This is a genomic window from Herminiimonas sp., assembly GCF_030645555.1.
Taxonomy (GTDB): domain Bacteria; phylum Pseudomonadota; class Gammaproteobacteria; order Burkholderiales; family Burkholderiaceae_D; genus Oxalicibacterium.
Window position 1 is genome coordinate 1 of record NZ_JAUSME010000313.1, and the last position, 7,116, is coordinate 7,116.

6 protein-coding genes are annotated in these 7,116 nt (G+C 60.5%); all 6 read right to left on the minus strand.

Annotated features, from left to right (window positions below):
* Positions 1–77: 77 nt before the first annotated feature.
* Positions 78–2,531: a ribosome-associated ATPase/putative transporter RbbA gene (rbbA, locus tag Q7T06_RS11735; RefSeq protein ID WP_370652380.1), complete on the minus strand. Its 2,454-nt coding sequence runs from the start codon at positions 2,529–2,531 to the stop codon at positions 78–80.
* 3 nt (positions 2,532–2,534) lie between these two features.
* Positions 2,535–3,608 carry an HlyD family secretion protein gene (locus Q7T06_RS11740; protein WP_304784866.1) on the minus strand — a complete coding sequence of 358 codons (1,074 nt, stop codon included), beginning with the start codon at positions 3,606–3,608 and terminating at the stop codon, positions 2,535–2,537.
* Entirely contained in the window at positions 3,605–5,113 is a 1,509-nt protein-coding gene (locus Q7T06_RS11745) for an efflux transporter outer membrane subunit (RefSeq protein WP_370652381.1), read from the minus strand. Before Q7T06_RS11745 ends, Q7T06_RS11740 begins: the two co-directional genes overlap by 4 nt.
* 146 nt (positions 5,114–5,259) lie before the next feature.
* A complete protein-coding gene (locus Q7T06_RS11750) occupies positions 5,260–6,051 on the minus strand; it encodes a ChbG/HpnK family deacetylase (RefSeq protein ID WP_304784868.1) in 792 nt (263 codons plus the stop codon).
* An 11-nt stretch (positions 6,052–6,062) separates the two neighbouring features.
* Positions 6,063–6,470 (minus strand): GtrA family protein, encoded by a 408-nt coding sequence (locus tag Q7T06_RS11755; protein ID WP_304784870.1) that lies wholly within the window; start codon positions 6,468–6,470, stop codon positions 6,063–6,065.
* On the minus strand, positions 6,457–7,116 hold a 660-nt coding region (locus tag Q7T06_RS11760), incomplete at its 5' end, for a glycosyltransferase (RefSeq protein ID WP_304784873.1). The genes Q7T06_RS11760 and Q7T06_RS11755, both read right to left, overlap by 14 nt.

The following is a 7,116-nucleotide window of genomic DNA, read 5'->3' on the forward strand; positions in this document are numbered from 1 at the left end:
TATCATCGTGACGAACATCGCAGAAATCTGGCTCTTCGTGAAGGTCGAAGCCAGCAAGCCCATGCCGGTGGAAGAAATCACGAAGAACAATGCAGCAAGCGCAGCGTGATGAAATTACCCTTCAGCGGCACGCCAAAGACAGTCACCGATAGCAGCGTCAAGATCAGGAAATTGAACATCGCCAGCGCGATGTAAGGCAGCTGTTTACCCAGCAGGAACTCGGTGCGTGTGACCGGCGTGACATACAGGTTGATGATGGAGCCCAGCTCCTTTTCGCGCACGACCGACAGCGCCGTCAGCATCGCCGGGATCATCATCAGCAGCATCGGGATCACGGCCGGCACCATCGCCATCAGGCTTTTCACATCGGGATTGTAGCGAAAGCGGGTTTCCATCTGGCTGGCCACCGGCAGCGCCACGCCGAGCCGGTGTTGCGCCATGTCGACCAGCCACAGCGCATGCATAGCCTGCACATAACCGCGCACGGTTTCCGCGCGCGCCGGCATCGCGCCATCGACCCAGGCGGCGACCTGTGCGCCATGACCGCGCTTCAAGTCGCGGGCAAAGCCGGATGGAATTTCTATGACCAGCGACAATTCGCCATTGCGCATGCGCCGGTCCAGCTCTGCATGGTTGCGGACCGGCGGTTTTTCGATGAAATAGCGCGAACCGGCGAGATTGAGCGTGTAATTCTGGCTCACAGTGGTTTGATCCTGATCCAGCACCGCATACGTCAGGTTGTCGACATCCATGTTCATCCCATAACCGATGATGAACATCAGCAGTGTCGTGCCTAGCAGCGCCAGCGTCGCACGCACCGGATCGCGCCTGAGTTCCAGCGTCTCGCGCCACATGTAGCTGAGGGTGCGGCCTATGCTGAAACGACGGTGCGGGCGTACTGCAGCATGATGTGCTGCACTGTCTTCTGCACTTACTACTGCCGTGCCAGTTTCCGTCGCAATATCAGTTTCATCTTTTGCAGCAGCCACTACGCCGGTAGCATCTTCCAGATAGGCGATGAAAGCCTGCTCCAGTGTATCGACCTGACGCTGCGCGACCAGTTGTGCCGGCGTATCGCTGACCAGCACCTTGCCCGCATGCATGAGCGAGATGCGGTCGCAGCGCTCGGCTTCATTCATGAAGTGGGTGGAAATGAAGATCGTCACGCGGTCGCGGCGCGACAACTCGATCAACAGGCGCCAGAAGTTATCGCGCGCCACCGGGTCGACGCCCGAAGTCGGTTCATCAAGGATCAGCAGTTCCGGCCCATGCACCATCGCCACTGCCAGCGACAAGCGCTGGCGCATGCCCAGCGGCAGCTTGTTCGGCAATTCATCGAGTTCCTGCTCGAGCCCGAAACGCGTCAACATCTGCTGCACCCGCGCCGCAACCTCGGCCTCCGGCACGTTGAACAGGCGCGCATGCAGCACCAGGTTTTGCATGACGCTGAGTTCGGAATACAGTGAAAACGACTGTGACATGTAGCCGACGCGGCGCCGCGTGGCGATATCGTGCGGATCGACTTCGTGACCAAACAGCCAGGCCTGCCCCTCGCTTGCCGGCAGCAAGCCGGTCAGCACTTTCATAGTGGTGGTCTTGCCGCAGCCGTTGGAGCCCAGGAAGCCGAATATCTCGCCACGCCGGATACGGAAGTTGACGTGATCGACTGCGGTGAAATCGCCGAAACGCATCGTCAGGTCACGCGCCTCGATGGCGATCTCGGCATCCTCTCCCAGCGCCAGCGGCTGGATCACTATTGCCTGGTGGCCGCGCTTCTTTTCTTCCGGCAGCAACGCGATGAACGCCGCTTCCAGACTGGCGCTGCCCGTCTGTGCCAGCAATTCCTGCGGCGCACCGGTAGCCAGCACCTGGCCCTCGTCCATCGCCACCAGCCAGTCGAAACGCTGCGCCTCATCCATGTAAGCAGTGGCCACAATCACGCTCATCTGCGGGCGGGCGCGGCGTATGCGGGCGATCAAGTCCCAGAACTGCGAACGGGCCAGCGGATCGACGCCAGTGGTCGGCTCATCGAGTATCAGCAAATCCGGATCATGGATCAGCGCGCAGCACAAACCCAGTTTTTGTTTCATGCCGCCGGATAATTTCCCGGCCGGGCGCGTCAGGAAAGGAAACAGGCCGGTGCTGCGCGTCAGGCTGTCGATGCGCAGACGGCGCTCGGCGGCATCGTGGCCAAACAGGCGCGCAAAGAATTGCAGGTTTTCTTCGACCGACAAGGTCGGATACAAATTCTTGCCCAGACCCTGTGGCATGTAAGCGATGCGCGGACACACTGCGTCGCGGTGGCGCTTGCTGCGCATGTCGCCGCCCAGTACTTCGGCACTGCCTTGCTGCATTTTGCGTGCGCCTGCCACCAGCGCCAGCAGGCTGGACTTGCCGACGCCATCCGGCCCTATCAAACCCACCATGCGTTGCGCCGGGATGTCGAGGCTGATGCCCGCCAGCGCTACCGTCTTGCCATAGCGCAGACTGATGTCGGTCAGCCGGACTACCGGAAGCGGCGCATCAGGCATGTCTTACTCCGGCAACTTGACGGCCAGCTCGGCCGGCCATGCAGCCTGGGCATCGAGCTTGAGCCAGGCCACGCCTGGCAAGCCGGTCTTGACCAGCTTCACATGTTTTTGCAGCAGCTCGCGGTCTATCTGCGCCCTGACGCGGAACATCAGCTTTTGCCGTTCGCTGGCAGTTTCCACAGTCTTCGGCGTGAACTGGGCGGTGCTGGCCACAAATGACAGCCTGGCTGGAATCACATACTGTGGCGCGGCGTCGAGCACGATGTGCACTTCACTACCCAGTGCCAGCTTGCCGGCGATGGTTTCAGGAACAAAAAAAACCATATACACATCCGACAGGTCGACCAGATTCAACACCTTGCCGCCGGCACCGACCACTTCGCCGGCTTGCGCAATCCGGTACTGCACGCGGCCGCTGCGCGGCGCAGTCAGCGCACTGTCATTGATATCGGCCTGTACGCGTGCCACCGAAGCCTCGGCAGCAACGGCAGTGGCGCGCGCGCCCGCCACCTGAGTGTGCGCTGCGTTGATGGCAGACTGCGCCGCCTCAACCTGCGCCCTGGCAGCCACCAACGCCGCCTGCACGCTGCGCTCGCGGGCCCGGTCGTCGTCGAGTTCCTGCTGCGACGAAGCGCCTTCCTGCGCCAGCGTCTGCGAGCGCGTCAGGCGGCGCTGGGCTGCATCGAGTTCGCTCTGGCGCTGCGCCACCAATGCCTGCGCCGCCTGCTTGTCGCTCTGGCGCATTGCCACCAGCGCTTCGGCACTGGCAATCGCAGCCACTGCTTGCTGCTGCCTTGCGCGCGCTTCGTCATACATGGCGGTAAGGGTGTCTATCTGCATGTGCGCCAGTGGCTGACCGGCGCTGACAAAGTCACCCTCCTTGACCAGTATGTCCAGCACGCGCCCGCCGAGTTTGGCTGACACATCCACTTCAGTCGCCTCGATGCGGCCATTGCCGCTGATGAAGCCGGCACCGGGGCCGTTGTCACGCAAGGTGAACCAGGCGTAGGAGGCTGCGACTACGGCAACAACTACGATGGCGATCGGAATCAGCTGTTTTTTGTAAGAGATATTCATGGTGTGAGGTGCTTGTCTGCTGAAGGAATATGGCGGGTGGAAGCAGCGCCAGTGGCATCAGTGGCGGCGACGTCCAGTGCACCGCCACCCAATGCTGCATACAGGCTGACCTGGCTGGACAATAACGCACGGCGTATCTGCACCAGCTGCTGCTCGGCGACCAGCAAGTCGCGCTGCGCATCCAGCACGTCCAGATAGGCGGCGGCGCCATTGTCATAACGCAGCTGCGACAGCCGCGCGCGCTCGGTCTGCGTCGTCAGCGCCGCCTGGGCGATGAGTAGTTGTTGCGCCAGCCACTGACGCGCTGCCAGTGCATCGGCAACGTCGCGGAAAGCTGCCTGTATGGTTTTTTCATAATTTGCCACTGCAAGATCGCGCCGCGCCTCAGCTAGGCTGAGGTTGTTGCTGCGGCGTCCAGCGTCGAAAAGCGGCAGTGTAATACTGGGTGCGAAAGTCCAGGCGCGGCTGCCGGCAGCGAACAAGCCATCGAGCTCGGCACTGGCAGTGCCGAACGATCCGGTCAATGCGATGCGCGGGAAGAATGCCGCACGCGCAGCGCCGATCTGGGCATTTGCCGCCTTCAACTGGCGCTCTGCTGCGACGATGTCGGGACGGCGTATCAGCAAGTCCGATGGCAAGCCTGGCTGCAGCGGCAACAGCATCTGCCGTTCATCCAGACGGCCGCTGGTGGCTGGAAGCTGCAGCGTGACGCCTGCCAGCAAGGTCAGTGCATTTGCCTGCACGGCACGCGCCTGCTCCAGCTGCGCACCCAGCGCCTGGGCCTGATTCAACAGCGTCTGCACCTGCGTCAGGTTCAGGCGCGAAGTCGAGCCGACCTCGACCCGGCGCGTGAAGATGCGCAAGCTTTCTTCCCGGCTGGCTATCGTCAGCCGCGCCAATGCGATGCGCTCGTCAAGTTCGCATAGCGCCAGATAGCTGTTGGCCACCTGCGCGACCAAACTGATCGTCACTGCACGGCGCGCTTCATCGCTAGCCAGGTAGTTTTCCAGCGCAGCATCGCGCAGGCTGCGCACCCGCCCCCAGAAGTCGATTTCCCAACTGGCCAGGCCCAGGCTCACCTGGTACTGGCTGCTCAGTGCCGGCTTGCCCGTCAGGCTGAGGTCGGCGGGCACATGCGCGCGTTCGCTGCCGGCCTGGGCGGCAATGGTGGGAAATTGTTCGGCGCGCTGTATGCCGTAGGCAGCGCGCGCTTCCTCTACCCGCAACACGGCCATGCGCAAGTCGCGGTTATTTTCCAGTGCCTGCGCTATCAAGTCCTGCAGGCGGACATCGGTAAAGTAGTCGCGCCAGCCCATCGCCGCTGCAGCAGCACCATCCTGATTAAGCTCGTTCGGATAATGCGCCGCCACCGGCAGCGCCGGAGCTGCATAGGGTGGCGCCATCGAGGCACAGCCTGCCAGTGCCAGCACAGCTGCAACCATGAGGGGTAGAATTTTCTGTATCTGCGTGACATGGATACGCAGATACAACTTGTCAGTCTTCATTGATCCACTTGGTCGCGTCGATTACGTTGAATGAAGCTTTAAGCCTGGGTGCATTCTTGATCAACTGCACATGCCACGGTTTCCCCGCAGTACACATACATAGTAAATGACCTTAATCCAATTGTCGCAATGCAGCAAAAATTAAATTAAATCATCTGTATCGACAAACGCTCCAGCCTGAGCTGCGCAGCGGCAAGCATCCCTGTGAATTTTTCAGATGTGAAGTAACGGTATTCGACTACCCTTTGCTGCGCAATCTCATCATCCGGATAAGCCTCGGTCGCCGGATGGCACATGATCAGCATGCCGGGTTGTGCAGCATCCAGCCAGACCTGGAAGCAGGCAGCATAGTCTGCCCGGTCAAAGCCATACACGCCGGCGAAGCCATGATTGCTGATGATGCCGGCCGCCTGCAAATCAGCCGCCAGCGACTGGCCGCCCAAGTATTTGAGTATCTGCGGCTTGCCGCGCCACGCCGGATTTGCCGGCACCGTATTGCGCACCCAGACAGGATGGCCGGTATAACGACGCTGTATCGTTTTCAGCAATACTTGGCGCACGCCCGGCAATTGATGCACATGCTGATGGCCATCGATGAAGTCTGGCGGCTGGCCCCAGCCGGCTTCAAATGCATCGAGTTGCCGCTCCAGTTCCTGCTCCACTTTTTGCAGATCCAGGCCGCGCAACAGGCTGCGCAAAATCACTGCATGCAGGCTGGGGCCGGCATGACCGAAACCTTCAGTCAGATTGAAATGCAGGCCGATATCAGCTTGGCCGCGATAGGCTTGCAAGGCCGGGGCCGACGTCGACAACCAACTCGGCGAGGTGCTGAAGCAACTGACCGCCGTCAAGCGCCCCAACTCCAGCAAATGGCGTATGCCGGCATCGATGCCGGGATTCTGCGCGTAATCGTCTGAGCAAAGTGCGATCGGTGTCATGGGATTGTTCATCAGTGTGCAGCGTGGCGGAAGGCCCATAAACGGCTCAGTACATACGTCATGACAGCCACGGTGAAAACCACGACCGCCAGGGCCAGGTAATACGGCCAGCCGGCATAACGCAGCAACAGGTAAAACAGCAATTCATTCATGCAGAATCCGAGCACCGCGACCAGCAGGAAACGCAGGAAGGATGGAGACGCACCCTGCGCATGCGTGGCCACCGCATCGGAAAATGTCCAGTGCCGGTGGCCAAAATAACTGACCCAGAATGCGACAATGAAGCCGCCTGCATTCGCTTGCAAGGGGGCGATGTGCAGCAGCTCTACCAGCGCAATCACAACCCAGTAATGCACTGCTGCAGCAGCCAGGCCGACGATGCCAAAGCGCAGCACGCGCAACAGTTCAATCAGGCGCATGCGTATCTTTGTCTGCAGTTGTCAGCGGGCCGTTATCGATATCGTGTGCAACCAGGTACAGCGGACGCTTTTTGACTTCGTCATAGACGCGTCCCATATATTCGCCCAGCACGCCTATAGAAATCAACTGTATGCCGGAGAAGAACATCAAGCCTGCCGCCAGCGTTGACCAGCCCGGCACGTCATTGCCGAAGAAGATGGATTCACCGGCTATCCAGAATGCATACAGGATGGCGCCGATGGAAATCAGGACTCCGACTGCGCTCCATATGCGCAAAGGCAGAGTCGTGAACGCCGTCACGCCGGCCAGCGCCAGCCGGCTCAGGCTGCGATAGCTAAAACTGGAAATGCCAGTGGCGCGCTCGTTCGGCACGAAAGGCAGCGCAATGCTGCTGAAGCCTACCCATGCATACAGCCCCTTCATGAAGCGATTACGTTCCGGCAGCTGGCGAAGGGCGTTAACCACCTTGCGGTCCATCAGGCGAAAATCGCCGGCATTGCGCGGGATCGTGATCGGCGCACCGGATTCCATCAAATGGTAAAACATGCCGGTGCCCCAGCGCTTGAGGCGCGATTCGTTACTACGGTCGCTGATGACGCCGTACACCATATCGATCCCGCTCAACCACAGCCGCACCATTTCCGG